Below are 14,837 nucleotides of genomic sequence, written 5' to 3' on the forward strand. Positions count from 1 at the left end.
GCGGACCGGCGCGGGTCCGGGGCTTGGGGGAGTGATCGGTGCGGCGGTCGGGCTGCCGATCACGGGCTGCCGATCACGCCCGGCATCTGCGTCGGCCCGGCGAGGTCGTCAGGCCGGTGCGTGGCGAGGAACTGTCGGAACGCCGCGCCGCGAGCCTGCGGATCGGCCCCCTGCTGGGCGATGGCGAGGCGGGTGAAGGCCTGCTGCAGGTAGAGGGCCTTCAGCACGTGGCGCAGGCTCGCATCCGGCGCGGCCGGCAGCGGCCTCGCGCCCCGGCGCATCACGATCCAGTAATCGACCGCGAGGCCGGCGAGCCCGAGCACCAGCGCCAGGACGAGCCCGGTCGGCCAGCTCAGGCGGTGGAACAGGGCCGCCAGGAGCGGCAGCGCCACGCCGATGGCCGGCGGGGCGATCAGCAGCGCCCGCGACAGCGTCGGCAGCTGCGGCTTGCCCACCCAGTAATCGTTGAACGGCATCGTCGTCTCGACCTGGCAGGGCAGGAGGAAGTCGGCGAAGGTCTTGGCGTCGCGGACGGCGGGGAAGCCGTAGCAATAGCGGAAGACCGCTTCGAGCTCCCGCGGCATCAGACTCCACAATTCCTCGCAGTAGTGCCGCGGCTCGTCCGCCCCGGCCTTGGTGTCGAAGTCGGTCCGGGGGTCGAAATCGATCATGACGAGGAGGTAGGGGCAGGCGAGGGCGTCGTTGGCCTGCGGCACCAGCAGGTCGGTGCCGCGCAGGGCATCCGCCAAGGCGTCGCTGTGGTCGCGCCCGTTGAAGAACGGCTGGTCGAGCACAACGAAGCGGGCGAAATGTGTACGCAGCGAGCGGGCGAACGGGCTCTGGATCCCGATCTCCACCGCCTCCGGCGATTGCAGGGCGGTCGGCAGGGTCTCGAGCGCCTCGCGCACCATGTGGACGGGGGAGCTGCGCAGGCCCTCGTGCTCGACGATGACGTCGTTCTTGATCGGCACGATCGCGGTGAAGAAGTAGTGGCCGCCGTCGAGGTTGGGCATGTCGGCTCTCCTGGTCAGCTCACTTGGTCAGTTTTCTTGGTCAGTTGTCTTGGCGGCCGCGCTTGGCGCTGCGCCGGGTGCGACCCTTGATCAGGGCCTCGATGGTGGCCTGGACCGCACCGGCCTGCTCGGTGCCGGCCGCGGGGCCCGTCCCGGGCGCAGCCTGGGTACCCGCCGTTGCGAGGGCCGGCTGCACGACCTGCGCCGCCGGCGGGCCGCTGCCGCCCTGTCCCCAGCGTGCCTTCACCATCGCGCAGCGATGCAGGTCGGCGATGGCGGTGTCGCGGCTCGCGACCGGTCCGTAGCCCGGCGTGCCGAGGCAACCCTGGTTTTCCGTCAGGATCGTGTCGAACGCCGCCGCGAACGCGGCGTCGTCGCCCTCCGCCTTCACGGCCCGCAGGGCGGCGGCGAGCTGCAGCGCCAGCTTGATGTCGCGCTGCCCGCTGCCGGGCGTGGCGTTGTAGTAGTAGCCGGTGTCGATCTGGTTCGCCCGGATGTAGGACTTGAACGGCGTGATCGGGATCGAGTTCGGGTACTTGGTGCTGCAATACCAGAACAGGTCGAGCCCATCGGGGATGCCGTCCGCGAAGGCGTCGATATACTGGTCCCAGGTGCCGTTGAAGTTGCTGCAGAACAGCATGTAGTCGTTGTCGAGCGACTGTTTCGGCTGGCCGCGCTGGGGCCACTGGTCGCGGCGGATGATGACCCAGCGGGCGAAATGGATCAGCGACAGCCCGAGAAGTCCTGAGAGCGAGCCTGGAAAGGCCCGCGATACCATGAAGATGAGACGGTTCAGCCAAGTCCAGCGCGGCCGCACCGGCGTTACAACGTTCATGCCATAGGCTTTGCCCGCCACGTTCGACATGATTCCGTCCCCGATTCGTACGATCACACTATCACAACCTAGAGAGACATCAATGCGCGACGGTGAGAGGGGCGGGAAGGAGCTTTCCATTGGTCGATCCGCGCCCGACCATCGCGAATGATCTTACATAAAATCTGAGAACGGGCCGCTCGATCATCCAATCACGGTGGATGGAGGCGCGCGATCACCGCCGCTCTTCATCCGGAGAACATGATGAATCTGCTGCACATGCCGGCGCCGCGGCGTCCTACGTCGTGGCCTGCGGGCCGGGGACCGTTCGGTCGCGGGGCCAGGACATGGCTGCCTGTGACGCCCCGGGACGGGCTCGGGGCGCCGGCCTCCGCGCGCATTGCCCGCTCGGCACGGGGCGGCGGCAGGGCGACACGGCCTGACCGCCGCGGTTTGCGGTGCACGCTACCCGGCGCACGCTACCCCGGCGTCGAAACCGATCGGCTTGACCCTGCGCGCGGGGTGGCTTTCGGCCGTGAATGAGCCGCGTCGACCGCCTGCCGAGCGGACCGCACGGCTGCCGGCATCCGCGCGATGCGTTCCGGCGAGGTCCCCCGGGCGGACGATGCGGCACGGCATGTCACAAACCGGCCCGTCGCCTCGTCATGGCGTCGAGCGTCGATCTCCGGCGTTCCGAGCATCGGGATTCGTCATGGGCGAGAATGCACGGCTGGTCTGGAACGAGGTGGCACCGCAGGGGGCGAAGGCGCTCTTCGGCATCCACCACTACGTCACCACGGGCACGGACCTGCCCCCCGAACTGATCCACCTCGTGTTCCTGCGCGTGTCGCAGATCAACGGCTGCGCGCACTGCATCGACCTGCACACCCGGGACCTCCTCAAGACGATGCCGTTCGAGACGGTCGCCCTGGTTCCGGTCTGGGCCGAGGTGCCCCACCTGTTCTCCGACCGGTACCGCGCCGCGCTCGCCTGGGCGGAGGAGGTCACGCTCGTCAGCGAGACGCACGCTTCCGACGCAGCCTATGCGGCCGCGAGCGCGGCCTTCGCGCCCAAGGATCTCGTGGACCTGACGATCACCATCGCGGCGATGAATGCGTTCAACCGGCTCGGCGCGCCCTTTCGGCTTCCGGTCAAGGCGAAGGCCTGATCCGCTTCCCCGCATCCCGCGGGGCGGCGACGGGCTGCGCCGGATCGCGCGTGCCGCAGACGCTTGTCGCGGGTAGGCCGGGCGGTCGGATCGACCGCCGCCCACCGCACCCTCACGCCCGCCCCGGTCCTTCAGCCCACCGGCCGCTCGTCGGCGATCACCTTGCCGTCGTTCGGCAGGCTGCCGGGGGCGACGAGCGCGACCGTGCCGCGCAGCTTCGTCACCGCCCGCAGGGTTTCGGCCACCGCCTCGGCGAGGGCGGCGTCCGTCGTCCCGGCCTCGGCCCGCAGGGTCATGACGTCGGCCTCGTCGGCCCGGGTCACCACCAGGCGCAGGCGGCCGAGCTCCGGGTGGCGGCGGGCGATCTCGGCGACCTGCTCGGGGCGCACGAACATGCCCTTCACCTTGGCGGCCTGGTCGGCCCGGCCCATCCAGCCGCGGATGCGGGTCCCGCCCGGCAAGGCCGCCGTGAGGTCGCCGAGCGCGTAGCGGATCAGCGGCCGGTCGAGGTCGAGCACCGTGACGACGATCTCGCCGACCTCGCCCTCCGGCACCGGATCGCCGGTGCCCGGCCGGACGATCTCGAGGATCAGCCCGTCGCTGACGAGGAGGCCTGGCTCGCCCGGCGTCTCGTAGGCGATGAAGCCGACATCGGCGGTGGCATAGGCCTGACAGGCGGCGATGCCCCGCTCCCGGAACTCGGCCTGGAGCGAGGGCGGGAAGGCGGCGCCGGAGACCAGGGCCTTCACGATCGACGACATGTCCCGCCCGGCCGTCCGGCCTGCATCGAGCAGCACCTTGAGGAAGTCCGGCGTGCCGACATAGCCGGCGGGCCGGTAGGCCTCGATCAGGTCGAGCTGCTGCTCGGTGTTGCCGGGCCCGGCCGGGATCACCGCGCAGCCCAAGGCCCGGGCGGCGGTGTCGAAGATGAAGCCGCCCGGCGTCAGGTGATAGCCGAAGGTGTTGAGCACCACCTCGCCGGCCCGGAAGCCCGCGGCGGCGAGCGCCGGCGCGCCGCCCCACGGATCCTCGCCCGCCCGCTGCGGCTCAAAGATCGGCCCCGGCGAGGTGAACAGGCGGGCAAACCCACCCGCCGCCCCCGGCACGAAGCCGCCGAAGGGCAGCGCCTCGCGCTGGCGCGCCGGCATCTCGCCCTTGCGCAGGACCGGCAGGCGGGCGAGCGCCGCCCGGTCGGTGACGGAGGCCGGGTCGATGCCCGCGAGATGGGTGGCGTAGGCCGGGGCCTGAAGGGCCGCGGCGAGGGCGGCCGGAAGGCGGGCGAACAGGGTGGATTCGTGAGCGGTGGAAGCTCGGGTCTCGTCTTGGGGCATGGTGGGGCGTCCTCCTCGTTCGTGTTTTTCGTTCGAGCTATGCAGCTTCAGCTCTTGGTGTCGCTTCCCCTGCGATGTTGCTGCAAAAGATCGTCCAGAGAGCCGGCCGGCAACGAAAATTCGTCGTCCGCAGCCGCGTGATCGCCTCTGGAAGATCGAGTCGATCGCGGCGGCCTGCCAGTGCCAGCAGGCCAAGCGTACCGGTGACGGCAAAGCCCCGCGCTCGACCCACCCGCACTCCGTCGCGGTCGTCCAGCAGGATCAAGTCGGCGGCAAATGCACCAGCGAGCACGATGGCAGAAGACGTCACAGGCCGAGGCGGTCGAGATCGCGGAGATCCTGCATCAGGTCTGCATGATCGTAATCAGTGTAGACGCCCCTCTCCTTCAGAAAGGCGTCGAGCGCGGTGCGGGTGCCGGAACCGAGGAGGCGGCGCAAGTCGGGTTGGGTCAACCGCCCGGCCCGGAACTCCTCGACGGCGAGTCCTTCGAGAGCGCGACGGGCCAGCGCGTCGCCATCCGAGCCCATGCGCTCGGCGAGATCGTCGGGAATGCGGACAGTCAGGTTCATCACTCAAGCCATCGTGCTGGAGGCGCCGCCTATCCTCGACAAGCGTCGCTCGCTCCTGCCGCGCTCGGGAAGCACCAAGTCCACCCGGGGCTGAGGCGCGAGCCGCAGATCTTCAGGGCCGATCGAGATCCCCCTGGAGGCGGTTCCACTCGTCGATCGGCACCAGGACTGCCGCGTCCTCGCCCCGAGCCGTGGCGAGTTGGGGACCTTCCTTCAGGCAGGCGTCGAGGATCTCGCCGAAGCGAACTTCCGCATCCCGGATCGGCCAGCTTTTCATGCGCAGGATACCGTGTGCGTGGGCGGTTCAGCGTATCACAGAAACCCCGGAGCGAAGGCCCGCCCCGGTACCGATACGGATCTCCCCACCTCACCCCAGCCGCGCCAGCAACCGTTCCGCCCGTCGCAGGTGCGGCCGGTCGAACATCTCGCCGTCGATCCCGACCACGCCCATCCCCGGCGATTGCGCGAAGGCGGCCACGACCTTGCGCGCCTGGGCGATGGCGGCCCCGGTCGGCGTGAAGGCCTCGTTGATGACCGGAACCTGCGCCGGATGGATCGCCATCTTGCCGACGAACCCGTCGCGGCGCGCCGCGCGGCATTCGCGGGCGAGGCCGTCGAGATCGCGGAAATGGGCGTTGATGGTGTCGATGGCGTCGACCTCCGAGGCCGCCGCCGCCATCAGGGTCAGGTTGCGGGCGAGCTGGAAGGGGGCGCTCCAGGCGCCGTCCTCGCCCCGGTTGGTCTCGGCGCCGAGATCGGCCGACAGGTCCTCGGCCCCCCAGGTGATCCCGGAGAGCCGCGGGCTCGATCCCGGCAGGGTCTGGAGCGCGAAGACCGCGCGCGCCGTCTCCGTGGCGATCGGCAGGATGCGGGTGGCGCCGTCCGTCAGGCCGGCTTCCGCCTCGTAGACCGCGAGGCGCGCGCCGAGATGCGCCACGTCCGGGCCGCCGGCGGCCTTCGGCAGCATGATCCCGTCGGGGGCGTGCGGCATCAAGGCCGCCAGATCCTCCTCGGTCAGCCCGGTATCGAGGGCGTTGACGCGCACGTAGAGCTTCGGCCGGCCGGCCTGGTCCCGCATCCGCGCCAGGAAGGCGGCGGCGACCTCGCGGGCCTTCGCCTTCTCGGGCAGCGCGACGGAATCCTCCAGGTCGAGGATCAGGGCGTCGGCTCCGACCTCGAGGCCCTTCTCCTGCTTGCGGGGGGAGTCACCCGGGACGAACAGCAGCGAGCGCATGGCGTCAGGCTCCCGTGGCGGGGCGCTTGCGCATCATCGCCTGGCGCCGGCACTCGGCCACCAGCGTGCCGTCCTGCTTGTAGGCGCGGTGGACGAACTCGACGATGCCGGCCTCCGGCCGCGAGCGCGATTCGCGCTTGGCGACGACCTCGGTGGTCACGCTCACGGTGTCGCCCTCGAACAGGGGCGCGGGGAAGCGCGTCTCGGTCATGCCGAGATTGCCGATGGTGGTGCCGACCGTGGTGTCGTTGACCGAGATGCCGATCATCAGCCCGAGGGTGAACAGCGAGTTCATGAGCGGCCGGCCCCACTCGGTCTCGGTGGCGCAGAAATGCGCGTCGATGTGGAGCGGCTGCGGGTTCAGGGTCATGTTGGAGAACAGCATGTTGTCCATCTGCGTCACCGTGCGGGTGAGGCGATGGCGCAAGCTGGCGCCGACCTCGAAATCCTCGAAGTACAGCCCGCCGCGCGGATGGGTCGAAGCCGGAATCGTGCTCACGCGACGTCCTCCGTGGTCAGGGTGATCAGGCGGGCGCCCTCGGCGACCTGCTGGCCGGCTTCCGCCGCCACCTCGGCGACCGTCCCGTCCGAGGGGGCGGTGAGCGCGTGCTCCATCTTCATCGCCTCGACGACCGCGAGGCGCTGGCCGCGCACCACCCGGTCGCCGGGGGCGACCAGCACGGCGACGAGGCGGCCATGCATCGGCGCCTTGATCGTGCCGCCCTGGTCGATGTGGTCGAGATCGACCGCGAAGGGATCGGGCGGGGCGAGCGCGATCTGGCGGCCCCCGGCCAGGACCAGCACGCCGTTCGGCGCGTCGATCACCGCGAGGGAGGCGGGCTCGGGACAGGCGGCCCCGTATTCCACGGTCGGGCCGGACGCGCCCCAGGACAGGACGGCCTCGGCCGGCTCGCCGTCGAGCACGAACGGCAGCACCTGGCGGCGGGCCTCGCCGAGCTGGAACCCGTCCGCCGCGTCCCAAGGTGAGCCGCTGCGCGCAGAACCGTCCCGCGCCACCAGCGCCCGGATCCCGGCGCGGATCGCGGCGTCGCGGTGCGGGCTCGGCGCGGTCAGCAGGCTGAGGTCGCGGTCGATGAAGCCGGTGTCGAAGCGGCCCTCGCGGAAATCCGGCGCCTCGGCGAGCGCCTTGAGGAAGGCGACGTTGGTCTTCGGGCCCGCCACCAGGGTGCGGCCGAGAGCCTCGGCCAGCCGGTCGAGGGCCTCGTCGCGGGTGGCGCCGTGGGCGATCACCTTGGCGATCATCGGGTCGTAGAACGGCGTCACCCGGTCGCCCGCCCGCACGCCGGTATCGACGCGGACCCCCTCGCCCTCCGGGAGCTGGAGCGCCCGCAAGGGGCCGGTCGAGGGCAGGAAGCCGTGATCCGGGTCCTCGGCGTAGAGCCGCGCCTCGACGGCGTGACCGTGGATCGCGAGACCCGCCTGATCGGCCGGCAGCGTCTCGCCGGAGGCCACCCGGAACTGCCACTCGACGAGGTCGTGGCCGGTGATCGCCTCGGTCACCGGATGCTCGACCTGGAGCCTCGTGTTCATCTCCATGAACCAGAAGCCGTCGGGTCTCAGGCCGTCGCGGCCGTCGGCGATGAACTCGACCGTGCCGGCGCCGACATAGCCCACGGCCTTGGCGGCCTCGACGGCGGCGCGGCCCATGGCGGCGCGCACCGCCTCGGGCATGCCGGGGGCGGGGGCCTCCTCGATCACCTTCTGGTGACGGCGCTGGAGCGAGCAATCGCGCTCGAACAGATGGACGGCGTTGCCGTGGGCGTCACAAAAAACCTGGATCTCGACGTGGCGCGGCGAGAGCACGTATTTCTCGACCAGCACCCGCGGGTCGCCGAACGCATTCTGCGCCTCGCGCTGGGCCGAGGCGAGGGCGTCGGAAAAGCCCTCCGGCCCCTCGACCCGGCGCATGCCCTTGCCGCCGCCGCCGGCCACCGCCTTGATGAGGACCGGGTACCCGATCGCCGCGGCCTCCGCGGCGAGGAAATCCGGGTCCTGGCGGGCGCCGTGATAGCCCGGCACCACCGGCACGCCGGCCGCGGCGACGAGCGCCTTGGCGGCGTCCTTGAGGCCCATGGCGCGGATGGCGGAAGCCGGCGGGCCGACGAAGACGATGCCGGCCTCGGCGCAGGCCTCGGCGAAGTCCGGCCGCTCCGACAGGAAGCCGTAGCCCGGGTGGATGCATTCCGCCCCGGTCGCGCGGGCCGCCTCCAGGATGCGGTCGATGCGCAGGTAGGAGTCAGGCGCGGGCGCCGGACCGATCAGGTGAGCGTCGTCGGCGAGCGCCACATGGAGCGCGTCGCGGTCGGCCTCGGAATAGACCGCGATGGTGCGCATCCCGAGGCGTTTCGCGGTGCGGATCACCCGGCAGGCGATCTCGCCGCGATTGGCGACGAGGACGGAGGCGAGGCGGCGTGTGGTCATGGCTCTCCTCACATCCGGAACAGGCCGAACCGGGTCTCCGGCACCGGCGCGTTGAGGCAGGCCGAGAGGGAGAGGCCGAGGACCCGGCGCGTCTCCTCCGGCAGGATGATGCCGTCGTCCCAGAGCCGCGCCGTGGCGTAGTAGGGCGAGCCCTCCTCCTCGAATCCGGCGCGGATCGGCGCCTTGAACGCCTCCTCCTCCTCCGGGCTCCAGGCGCCGCCGCCGGCCTCGATGTTGTCGCGCTTGACGGTGGCGAGCACGCTCGCCGCCTGCTCGGCGCCCATCACCGAGATGCGCGAATTCGGCCAGGCGAACAGGAAGCGGGGGGAGTAGGCCCGGCCGCACATGCCGTAATTGCCCGCGCCGTAGGAGCCGCCGACGATCACCGTGAGCTTCGGCACGGCGGCGGTCGCCACCGCCGTCACGAGCTTCGCGCCGTTCTTGGCGATGCCGCCGGCCTCGACCTCGCGCCCGACCATGAAGCCGGAGATGTTCTGCAGGAAGATCAGCGGGATGCGCCGCTGGCAGCACAGCTCGATGAAGTGCGCCCCTTTCAGCGCGCTCTCCGAGTAGAGGATGCCGTTATTGGCCAGGATCCCGACCGGCATGCCGTGGAGCCGGGCGAAGCCCGTGACCAGCGTAGTGCCGTAGAGCCGCTTGAACTCGTCGAATTCCGAGCCGTCGACGAGGCGGGCGATCAGCTCGCGGGCGTCGTATTGCTTGCGCAGGTCCACCGGCACCAGGGCGTCGAGGTCGTCCGCCGCGTAGGCCGGGTCGACCGGGCCGGCGATGTCGAGATCCGGGTGCTTCACCGTATTGAGGCCCCCGACGATGCGGCGCAGGATCGCGAGCGCGTGGGAGTCGTCGGTGGCGTAGTGGTCGGCGACGCCCGACAGCCTCGCATGGACGTCCGCGCCGCCGAGGTCTTCCGCGCTCACCACCTCGCCGGTCGCGGCCTTCACCAGCGGCGGACCGCCGAGGAAGATCGTGCCCTGGCGGCGGACGATCACGCTCTCGTCCGACATCGCCGGCACGTAGGCGCCGCCGGCGGTACAGGAGCCCATCACGCAGGCGATCTGCGGGATGCCGGCGGCCGACATCTGCGCTTGGTTGTAGAAGATGCGGCCGAAATGCTCGCGGTCGGGAAAGACCTCTGTCTGCTGCGGCAGGTTGGCACCGCCGGAATCGACCAGGTAGAGGCAGGGCAGGCGGTTCTGGAGCGCGATCTCCTGGGCCCGCAGGTGCTTCTTGACCGTGAGCGGATAGTAGGTGCCGCCCTTGATGGTGGCGTCGTTGCAGACCACCATCACCTCGCGGCCGGCGACCCGGCCGATGCCGGTGATGATCCCGGCGGCGTGGATCCCCTCGCCGTACATCCCGTGGGCGGCCAGGCCCCCGACCTCCAGGAAGGGCGAGCCCGGATCGAGCAGGCGTAAGACCCGGTCCCGCGGCAGCAGCTTGCCGCGGGCGGTGTGGCGCTCGCGGGCGCGGGCGGGGCCGCCGGCGGCGGCCTTGGCGCGGTGGCTCTTCAGGGTCCGGCGCAGCTCGGCCCAAGCCGCGCGGTTCTGCTCCGCCGCCCCGGAGGTGAGGTCGGCGCTGGTGGGGATGACCGGCATGGGCTGTACGACCTCAGGCGGATTTGGCGAAGAGCTCGCGGCCGATCAGCATCCGGCGGATCTCGCTGGTGCCGGCGCCGATCTCGTAGAGCTTGGCGTCGCGCAGGAGGCGCCCGGTCGGATAGTCGTTGATGTAGCCGTTGCCGCCGAGCAGCTGGATCGCGTCCAGCGCACATTGCGTCGCCCGCTCGGCGGCGTAGAGAATCGCACCGGCGGCGTCCTCCCGGGTGGTCTCGCCGCGGTCGCAGGCTTGCGCCACCGCATAGACATAGGCCTTGGCGGCGTTGGTCGAGACGTACATGTCGGCGAGCTTGCCCTGGACCAGCTGGAACTCGCCGATCGCCTGGCCGAACTGCTTGCGCTCGTGGACGTAGGGGATGACCACGTCGAGGCAGGCCTGCATGATGCCGAGCGGCCCCGCCGCCAGCACCGCCCGCTCGTAATCGAGGCCCGACATCAGCACGTTGACGCCCCGGCCGACCTGGCCGAGCACGTTCTCCTCCGGAATCTCGCAATCCTCGAAGACCAGCTCGCAGGTATCCGAGCCGCGCATCCCGAGCTTGTCGAGCTTCTGGGCGGTGGAGAACCCCTTCATGCCCTTCTCGACCAGGAAGGCGGTGATGCCGCGCGGACCCGCCTGCGGGTCGGTCTTGGCGTAGACCACCAGGGTCTCGGCGATGGGTCCGTTGGTGATCCACATCTTCGAGCCGGTGAGGACGTAGCGGTCGCCCTTCTTCTCGGCGCGGGTGCGCATCGACACCACGTCCGAGCCGGCGCCCGGCTCCGACATCGCGAGCGCCCCCACGTTCTCGCCGGAGATGAGCTTGGGCAGGTATTTCCGCTTCTGCGCGTCCGAGCCGTTGCGGCGGATCTGGTTGACGCACAGGTTGGAATGCGCCCCGTAGGACAGGCCGACGGAGGCCGAGGCCCGCGACACCTCCTCCATCGCCACGCAATGGGCGAGGTAGCCGAGGCCCAAGCCCCCGTACTCCTCCTCGACCGTGATGCCGTGGAGGCCGAGCGCCCCCATCTCGGGCCAGAGGTCGCGCGGGAAGGTGTTGGTGCGGTCGATCTCCTCGGCCCGCGGCGCGATCCTCTCCTGCGCGAAGCTGCGCACGCTGTCGCGGATCGCCTCGGCGGTCTCGCCCAGGCCGAAGTTGAACTCACGCGCGGCGTTCGGGATCATCGGCGCCCTCCCTCTGATTTTCCCCATTTATACGAACGATCGTTTTTTAAGACAAGCGGGGGAGAGGGCATTCCGGCGCTGCGATGTCGGCACGATCGTGACGAAGTGGATGCGGGCATCAATAAATCGTTCGGTAATACCGGTAGGTCGCGGGATCCCCTCGCCCGTCTGGGGGAGGGGTAGGGGTGAGGGTGACACGCTCCCGTGTAAAGCTCTGACCGCTGTGCTGGCAGCTAGACCCTCGGTGCTGGACTCAGAGCCGTAGCACCCTCACCCCCAGCCCCTCTCCCATACCTTGCAGCGATACCGGGCAAGCCCGGCATCGCCTGGAGAGGGGAGGTGCGCTATACTGTTGAAGGCTGCGTATGAACTTATCCCCGCGCCACCGCCCGGGCGATCCGCGCCGCCCCCGGCCCCGCCGCGGCGGCCTGCACCGCCGCCCGCGCCCGCGCGGCCCGGTGGCTGGCATGGGTGATCGCGATGGCGAGCGCGTCGGCGGCGTCCGCGGTGTCGGCGGTGGCCTTGGGCAGCAGGAAGCGCACCATGGCGCCGACCTGATCCTTCTCGGCGTGGCCGGCGCCGACCACGGTCTTCTTCACCAGGTTGGCGGCGTATTCCGCCACCGGCAGGCCGGCGAGCGCCGGCACCAGCAGCGCCACGGCGCGGGCGTGCCCGAGCTTCAGGGTCGCCTGCGCGTCCTTGTTGACGAAGGTCTCCTCCACCGCCGCCTCGTCGGGCAGGAGCGTCGCGACCACCTTGGTCAGGCCCTCGTGCAGGGTGCGCAGGCGGATGGCGAGGGCGTCGTCGGCGTTCGAGGTCACGGTGCCGCTCGCCACGAAGGCGAGGCGGGTGCCCGTGACGGTGATCAGGCCCCAGCCGGTGCGGCGCAGGCCCGGATCGATGCCGAGAATGCGGATCGCTTCGCTCATCGCCGCTGGTGTCCTTCCGATGGTGGCGGGCGATCCCCGCAGCATGCCGCGAATCCGTCCCGGCGCGAAGAGCGCGGCCTTGTAGCCGGGAAACAGCCGCCCCGCTACCGCGGGACGTTCCGTGAACAGGCTCGGACCATCCATGCGGCCGACACCTTGACGAATCGTAGCCGTGAGGCGCCTGTGACCGCATGTCCCTCGATCTCGCCGCCCTCCTGCCGCTCGATGCCCGGGCCGCGACCCTGTTCCTCGCCGCGCTGGCCGGCGGGCTGGTGCGCGGCTTCACCGGCTTCGGCTTCGCGATGGTGTTCGTGCCGGTCGCCGCCGCCGCCGTGGGTCCCGCCGCGGCGGTGGGGCTGATCTGGGTCGTCGATGCGCCGTTCTCGCTGTGGTTCGGCGCCCGCTCGGCCCCGCGGGCGGTCTGGCGCGAGGTGGTGCCGCTGCTGATCGGCTCCACCCTCCTGCTGCCGGTCGGCGTCTGGCTCCTCACCCGGCTCGATCCGGGTTTCACCCGCTGGATCACCGCCGGGGCGATCCTGCTGGCGCTCGCCGCCCTGGTCTCGGGCTGGCGCTACAAGGCGGATCCCTCGCTGCCGCTCTCCCTCGCGACGGGTGGCGCCTCGGGGCTGGCGAGCGGCTTTGCGGCGCTGGGCGGCATGCCGCTCGCCGTCTTCTGGCTCGCCAGCCAGCGCGCCTCGGCCGCCCAGGTGCGCGACAACCTGATGGCCTATTTCGGCCTCTCGACCCTGGTCTCGGGGGTGGTGTTCACGGCGACCGGGGTGCTCACCGGCCCGCGCTTCGCCGAGGCCGTGCCGCTGCTCCTGCCCTACGGCCTGGGTCTCTGGGTCGGATCGCACGGCTTTCGCCTGGCGTCCGACCGGGTGTTTCGCGCCGTCGCCTATACGGTGATCCTGGTGGCGGTCTGCCTGGCGCTGCCGCTCCGTTAAGCCCTGTCCCACCAGCCCTTCTCGGCGTGGAGCCCGTGCTGGCCGCGATAGGGCGCCACGTCCGGGCTCCGCCAGCCTTCCGTCAGCTCCGGCGCCAGCCGGTAGACCTCGACGGCGAGCGGCCGGCAGACGTCGATCGGGTCGCGGGCGTCCGGCCCCCAGAGCGGCACCGAGAGGTCGCCGCCCGGGCAGGTCGAGAGGGCGCAGAGCAGGTCGATCTCGGCGAAGAATTCCAGGTAGTCGCCGGCCCTCGCCGGGCAGTCGCGCATGAAGTACAGGTCGTCGTGGTTCAGGCCGGTGACCTGGAACACGTTGAGCACGTCGTGCACGTCGAACTCGGTCAGGCCGAACGGCATCACCGCGCGGACCAGGTTCGAGTGGCAGTGGAAGTGGAAATCCTGCCCGGTCAGCAGCTTGTTGACGTAAGGGTCGCAGCGGGTGCCGAGCAGGTCGTGGACCCGGCCGCCATACTCGTCGGTGCCGTAATGGGCGAGCGTGTCGGCCGTGATGGTGACCAGCGGACGCAGGAACGGCAAGGTCGACCACAGCCGGTCGAAGGTCGTGACATGGGCACCCTGGAGCTGGCGGGTGCGCGCCGCCCACAGCCGCTCGCGCGGGTCGTGCCGGTTCCAGAGGTTGAGGTCGCCGACCTGCGGCCCCTCCGGCGCGACGATCCGGAAGACATGGCCCGCCGGCACGCTCCAGGCCCGCCCGGTGCGGATCGGGATGGTGAAGCTCTCGACGAGGGTGCGCCCACCGGTCTCGGCGGCGACCCGCTCGTAGAACGGCCGGTCGACCGACAGGGCCGAGCCCTCGCTGACCTGATAGGCGGCCGGAAAGTCCTTCATGCCGGTGCTCCTGACGGGGGCGATGCGCCCAGGAGTGGCAGAAGAGGAGGGACGGGGCAAACGCCGCCGGCCCGGCGAGGAGGCCCGCCCCGCTCCTGCCGCAATGCGGCGAGACCAGTGCGCGGCCGGAGGCGCCGAGCGCTTTACCGTTGGTTAACCACGAGGGGCGAGCGTCGCCGAAGGACATCCCCATGCCGCTCACCTCCCGTCTCCCGCTCCTCCTCGCCGGTGCCCTGATCGCCGCCGCGACCCCGGCCCTCGCCCATCCGCATGTCTGGATCACCACGAGGGCCGAGCTCGATTACGGGCCGGACGGGACCTTGCGGGCGGTGCGGCACGCCTGGACCTTCGATCCGACCTATTCCGCCTTCGCGGTCCAGGGCCTGGGGCAATCGCCGACCGGGCCGGTGAACCCGGCGGCGCTCGCGGCGCTCGCGCGGGACAATGTCGGCAACCTGGCCGAGCAGGGCTACTTCACGCTCCTGAAGGTCAACGGTCGCAAGCAGGACTTCGGCACCGCGGCCGACCCGGCGATGACCTTCGCGGACGGGCAGCTCACGTTGCGCTTCACCCTGCCGCTCAAGGCGCCGGTCGCCGGCACCGCCTCGCTCGAGGTCTACGACCCGACCTACTTCGTCGCCTTCAGCCTCGCCGACGGCGACGGCTTCGCGACCCTCGCTGGCGCCCCGGCCGGCTGCCGCGCCACCGCCCACCGGCCGAAGAACGCGGCGGCCCCCGC

16 protein-coding genes are annotated in these 14,837 nt (G+C 71.0%); 3 read left to right on the forward strand and 13 right to left on the reverse strand.

The features are described 5' to 3' along the window. Positions 1–59: 59 nt before the first annotated feature. Both VQ03_RS23920 and VQ03_RS23925 read right to left on the reverse strand, forming a co-directional pair. Entirely contained in the window at positions 60–1,013 is a 954-nt protein-coding gene (locus VQ03_RS23920) for a hypothetical protein (protein WP_048453409.1), read from the reverse strand. Positions 1,014–1,053: 40 nt separating this feature from the next. Then, on the reverse strand, positions 1,054–1,878 hold the full coding sequence (locus tag VQ03_RS23925) for a hypothetical protein (protein ID WP_208605542.1): 825 nt from the start codon (positions 1,876–1,878) through the stop codon (positions 1,054–1,056). A gap of 661 nt (positions 1,879–2,539) precedes the next feature. On the opposite strand from VQ03_RS23925, the gene VQ03_RS23930 reads away from it, so the two are divergent. Beyond that, positions 2,540–2,995: a carboxymuconolactone decarboxylase family protein gene (locus tag VQ03_RS23930; protein WP_048453410.1), complete on the forward strand. Its 456-nt coding sequence runs from the start codon at positions 2,540–2,542 to the stop codon at positions 2,993–2,995. Between the two features lie 131 nt (positions 2,996–3,126). On the opposite strand, the gene VQ03_RS23935 is transcribed toward VQ03_RS23930, so the two are convergent. From VQ03_RS23935 to ruvC, 10 genes are all read right to left on the reverse strand, one after another. Then, entirely contained in the window at positions 3,127–4,326 is a 1,200-nt protein-coding gene (locus tag VQ03_RS23935) for a phenylacetate--CoA ligase family protein (protein WP_048453411.1), read from the reverse strand. 37 nt (positions 4,327–4,363) lie between these two features. Further along, entirely contained in the window at positions 4,364–4,636 is a 273-nt protein-coding gene (locus VQ03_RS35400; protein WP_483428671.1) for a PIN domain-containing protein, read from the reverse strand. After that, positions 4,633–4,896, reverse strand: coding sequence for a UPF0175 family protein (locus VQ03_RS23940; protein ID WP_048453412.1), 264 nt, complete (start codon positions 4,894–4,896; stop codon positions 4,633–4,635). Before VQ03_RS23940 ends, VQ03_RS35400 begins: the two co-directional genes overlap by 4 nt. 112 nt (positions 4,897–5,008) lie before the next feature. Further along, a complete protein-coding gene (locus tag VQ03_RS34345; protein ID WP_208605543.1) occupies positions 5,009–5,173 on the reverse strand; it encodes a type II toxin-antitoxin system Phd/YefM family antitoxin in 165 nt (54 codons plus the stop codon). A gap of 90 nt (positions 5,174–5,263) precedes the next feature. Then, positions 5,264–6,130 (reverse strand): HpcH/HpaI aldolase/citrate lyase family protein, encoded by an 867-nt coding sequence (locus VQ03_RS23950; protein ID WP_048453413.1) that lies wholly within the window; start codon positions 6,128–6,130, stop codon positions 5,264–5,266. Positions 6,131–6,134: 4 nt separating this feature from the next. Beyond that, complete coding sequence (locus VQ03_RS23955; protein ID WP_048453414.1) at positions 6,135–6,629, reverse strand: MaoC family dehydratase; 495 nt, start codon at positions 6,627–6,629, stop codon at positions 6,135–6,137. Further along, positions 6,626–8,572, reverse strand: a complete 1,947-nt coding sequence (locus VQ03_RS23960) for an acetyl-CoA carboxylase biotin carboxylase subunit (RefSeq protein ID WP_048453415.1) — start codon at positions 8,570–8,572, stop codon at positions 6,626–6,628. The genes VQ03_RS23955 and VQ03_RS23960 overlap by 4 nt, the downstream gene beginning before the upstream one ends. Before the next feature lie 8 nt (positions 8,573–8,580). Next, on the reverse strand, positions 8,581–10,188 hold the full coding sequence (locus tag VQ03_RS23965; protein WP_048453416.1) for a carboxyl transferase domain-containing protein: 1,608 nt from the start codon (positions 10,186–10,188) through the stop codon (positions 8,581–8,583). A 13-nt stretch (positions 10,189–10,201) separates the two neighbouring features. Continuing rightward, the gene (locus VQ03_RS23970; protein WP_048453417.1) at positions 10,202–11,374 is read right to left on the reverse strand and encodes an isovaleryl-CoA dehydrogenase; all 1,173 of its coding nucleotides are present in this window, start codon (positions 11,372–11,374) and stop codon (positions 10,202–10,204) included. Positions 11,375–11,745: 371 nt separating this feature from the next. Beyond that, positions 11,746–12,303, reverse strand: a complete 558-nt coding sequence (ruvC, locus tag VQ03_RS23975; protein ID WP_048453418.1) for a crossover junction endodeoxyribonuclease RuvC — start codon at positions 12,301–12,303, stop codon at positions 11,746–11,748. A 191-nt stretch (positions 12,304–12,494) separates the two neighbouring features. Here ruvC and VQ03_RS23980 point away from each other — a divergent pair, with 191 nt between their 5' ends. Continuing rightward, positions 12,495–13,250 carry a TSUP family transporter gene (locus tag VQ03_RS23980; RefSeq protein ID WP_048453419.1) on the forward strand — a complete coding sequence of 252 codons (756 nt, stop codon included), beginning with the start codon at positions 12,495–12,497 and terminating at the stop codon, positions 13,248–13,250. Here VQ03_RS23980 and VQ03_RS23985 read toward each other — a convergent pair. Beyond that, positions 13,247–14,098 carry an urea carboxylase-associated family protein gene (locus tag VQ03_RS23985; protein ID WP_048453420.1) on the reverse strand — a complete coding sequence of 284 codons (852 nt, stop codon included), beginning with the start codon at positions 14,096–14,098 and terminating at the stop codon, positions 13,247–13,249. The genes VQ03_RS23980 and VQ03_RS23985 overlap by 4 nt on opposite strands. 191 nt (positions 14,099–14,289) lie before the next feature. On the opposite strand from VQ03_RS23985, the gene VQ03_RS23990 reads away from it, so the two are divergent. Beyond that, on the forward strand, positions 14,290–14,837 hold a 548-nt coding region (locus VQ03_RS23990; RefSeq protein ID WP_048453421.1), incomplete at its 3' end, for a DUF1007 family protein.

It is taken from the genome of Methylobacterium tarhaniae (assembly GCF_001043955.1).
Lineage (GTDB): Bacteria > Pseudomonadota > Alphaproteobacteria > Rhizobiales > Beijerinckiaceae > Methylobacterium > Methylobacterium tarhaniae.

Excerpts from the sequence above, each read along its gene's own strand:
- ruvC (WP_048453418.1), bottom strand. The coding sequence starts at position 12,303 with ATGAGCGAAGCGATCCGCATTCTCGGCATCGATCCGGGCCTGCGCCGC.
- VQ03_RS23920 (WP_048453409.1), bottom strand. The coding sequence starts at position 1,013 with ATGCCCAACCTCGACGGCGGCCACTACTTCTTCACCGCGATCGTGCCG.
- VQ03_RS23935 (WP_048453411.1), bottom strand. The coding sequence starts at position 4,326 with ATGCCCCAAGACGAGACCCGAGCTTCCACCGCTCACGAATCCACCCTG.
- VQ03_RS34345 (WP_208605543.1), bottom strand. The coding sequence starts at position 5,173 with ATGAAAAGCTGGCCGATCCGGGATGCGGAAGTTCGCTTCGGCGAGATC.
- VQ03_RS23940 (WP_048453412.1), bottom strand. The coding sequence starts at position 4,896 with ATGAACCTGACTGTCCGCATTCCCGACGATCTCGCCGAGCGCATGGGC.
- VQ03_RS23970 (WP_048453417.1), bottom strand. The coding sequence starts at position 11,374 with ATGATCCCGAACGCCGCGCGTGAGTTCAACTTCGGCCTGGGCGAGACC.
- VQ03_RS23965 (WP_048453416.1), bottom strand. The coding sequence starts at position 10,188 with ATGCCGGTCATCCCCACCAGCGCCGACCTCACCTCCGGGGCGGCGGAG.
- VQ03_RS23925 (WP_208605542.1), bottom strand. The coding sequence starts at position 1,878 with ATGTCGAACGTGGCGGGCAAAGCCTATGGCATGAACGTTGTAACGCCG.
- VQ03_RS23985 (WP_048453420.1), bottom strand. The coding sequence starts at position 14,098 with ATGAAGGACTTTCCGGCCGCCTATCAGGTCAGCGAGGGCTCGGCCCTG.
- VQ03_RS23930 (WP_048453410.1), top strand. The coding sequence starts at position 2,540 with ATGGGCGAGAATGCACGGCTGGTCTGGAACGAGGTGGCACCGCAGGGG.
- VQ03_RS23980 (WP_048453419.1), top strand. The coding sequence starts at position 12,495 with ATGTCCCTCGATCTCGCCGCCCTCCTGCCGCTCGATGCCCGGGCCGCG.
- VQ03_RS23950 (WP_048453413.1), bottom strand. The coding sequence starts at position 6,130 with ATGCGCTCGCTGCTGTTCGTCCCGGGTGACTCCCCCCGCAAGCAGGAG.
- VQ03_RS23960 (WP_048453415.1), bottom strand. The coding sequence starts at position 8,572 with ATGACCACACGCCGCCTCGCCTCCGTCCTCGTCGCCAATCGCGGCGAG.